Origin of the sequence: uncultured Cyclobacterium sp., from assembly GCF_963976465.1 — a bacterium.
Lineage (GTDB): Bacteria > Bacteroidota > Bacteroidia > Cytophagales > Cyclobacteriaceae > Cyclobacterium.
Genome location: NZ_CAXBOC010000694.1, coordinates 1 through 1,921, shown reverse-complemented (window position 1 = coordinate 1,921; position 1,921 = coordinate 1). Strand labels below are relative to the sequence as shown.

Here is a 1,921-nt window from a genome sequence, read left to right as displayed (position 1 = left end):
GGCTTTGATGGTATATCCTTCCAAGGCTTCAAACCTTTCCTGAAGATTGGCGAGTTTCTGAATGATTTCATCAGAATAGTTTGTTTCCATCGCTTTAAGCACCTTGTCAATCTCGTCTTGAAGTGACAAGGTCTCTTTAAATGCTTCCAGGGCCACATCCAGTATGCTGTCCTCAGATTGATAGGACAATAAATCTTGGTTAAGAAAGCCTATGCTACAGTCTTTGGACTTTTGGATTTCTCCAGAGCTGGGTTGAAGGTCGCCGTAGATGATCTTTAAAAGCGTAGACTTGCCTGTACCATTGAGCCCTACCAAGCCAATTTTATCCTTTGGTTTGATGTGTAGGGAGGCATTTTCATAAAGGGGACGACCCCCAATATAGTAAGAGAGATTGTTGATGGATAACATGCCGCAAAATTAAGAAAACTATGCGGTATATGGCAGCATTAGAAAAAGGAATTCAATAAAGTAGCGATTTTTCCTCTTTTTACCCCAATAGGTCCACCTTAAACCCAGCTTTGTGAAGGCCTTGTGGCCTCAACTTTTCGATCCCCAATTTATTTTCCAGGCTCCCATCATGATCTGTGGTGGCGGCAATCCCATTCCAAGGTTCTAGACAAACGAATTTTGCGTCTTTTTCTTTGGTCCATATACCCAGCCATTTAAAGTCTGAAAACTCCATGGCAAAACCTTTGCCTGTTTTTTGACTGCAAACGCTAATAGAGGTAATCGGGTCTACATCTAAAATCAAGGCATCATTTTCAAACAGCTTATAATCCAAGGCTATTTTCCCGGCATCTAATGCCAATGTCTTTTTATGCGAAGAGATCAGCCCATCTTCTAAGGTGTACAGGGGAAGCTTGTTAATCTCCTTTTGACCAAAATCTATTAGGTAATCTGAAAAAGATTCCTTCTCAGGTTCCAGCGGACAGGCAAAACCGGGATGCGCACCAATGCTAAAAAGTAGGGTTTCATTGTCCGAAGGGTTGCGAACACTATAAGTTACATCCATGCCATTTTCACTAAGGCTATATTGAATAAAGAGTTCAAAATCAAAAGGGTAAACTTTTTTGCTGAGATCGTCAGCCTTTAGTACCATGGTAAGTTCCTGTTCGGTTTTTTCAATCAATTCAAAATTTCGATCCCGGGCAAAACCATGTTGGCCCATGGTGTAGGTTTCGCCATTATGGAAGTATTGGTTGTCTTTTAATTTGCCCACTATTGGAAACAATACGGGGGCATGGCGGCCCCATACCTTTGGATTTGCTTGCCAAAGGAATTCCAGTCCATTTTTTTTGAGCGAAATACATTCTGCGCCCATGGTAGAAATTTGGGCTTCTAGCTGACCAAAAGATAAACGATGAATACTAGGGGAAGACATGATTGAAGGGTTGAAAAAGGTGAATAAAAGTGAAATTAATAATAAAATGACATCAAAAAAAAACCTTTCCAAAATTCTGGAAAGGTTTAGTGCGCACGAGAAGATTCGAACTTCCACACCCGAAGGCACCACCCCCTCAAGATGGCGTGTCTACCAATTCCACCACGTGCGCAGATGGGAAGTGCAAAAGTAGAAGATAATTTCAGCAGTGCAAACAAAAATGATTACAAATTATTTGAGAAGGTAAAGAGTGGAGAAAATAATGGAAATAGAAATCAGGACCTATTAATCTGCAGCAATTAGTGGTTCAGTAAGCGTAGGTGACAAAAATTAAAAAATATACTCCATCTTAATGTCACAGCGGTCGTAAGTTCCGCATTCCATGGGAATTTCCTTAAACCCCATTTTTCGGTAAAGGGCTATTGCAGGAGTTAATAGACTGTTGCTGTACAAAATCACCTTATTGGCGCCCTGTGCTTTGGCCCATTCCAGTGCGGCTTCTCCTAGGTGAAAACCAATGTTTTTGCCTTGGACTTTGGG

Annotated in this window: 3 protein-coding genes and 1 tRNA gene; all 4 read right to left on the bottom strand. The window is 41.2% G+C overall.

Features of this window, described 5'->3' with window-relative positions; genetic code table 11:
* A partial coding sequence (locus AAC037_RS23980) for an ATP-binding cassette domain-containing protein (RefSeq protein ID WP_339906182.1) occupies positions 1-408 on the bottom strand: 408 nt, incomplete at its 3' end.
* Between the two features lie 79 nt (positions 409-487).
* Positions 488-1,381, bottom strand: coding sequence for an aldose 1-epimerase family protein (locus tag AAC037_RS23975; protein WP_339906181.1), 894 nt, complete (start codon positions 1,379-1,381; stop codon positions 488-490).
* Positions 1,382-1,471: 90 nt separating this feature from the next.
* A tRNA-Leu gene (locus AAC037_RS23970) sits at positions 1,472-1,553 on the bottom strand.
* 158 nt (positions 1,554-1,711) lie between these two features.
* A partial coding sequence (locus AAC037_RS23965) for a GNAT family N-acetyltransferase (protein ID WP_339906180.1) occupies positions 1,712-1,921 on the bottom strand: 210 nt, incomplete at its 5' end.

Coding starts and splice junctions, on each gene's coding strand:
- AAC037_RS23975 (WP_339906181.1), bottom strand. CDS start 1,381: ATGTCTTCCCCTAGTATTCATCGTTTATCTTTTGGTCAGCTAGAAGCC.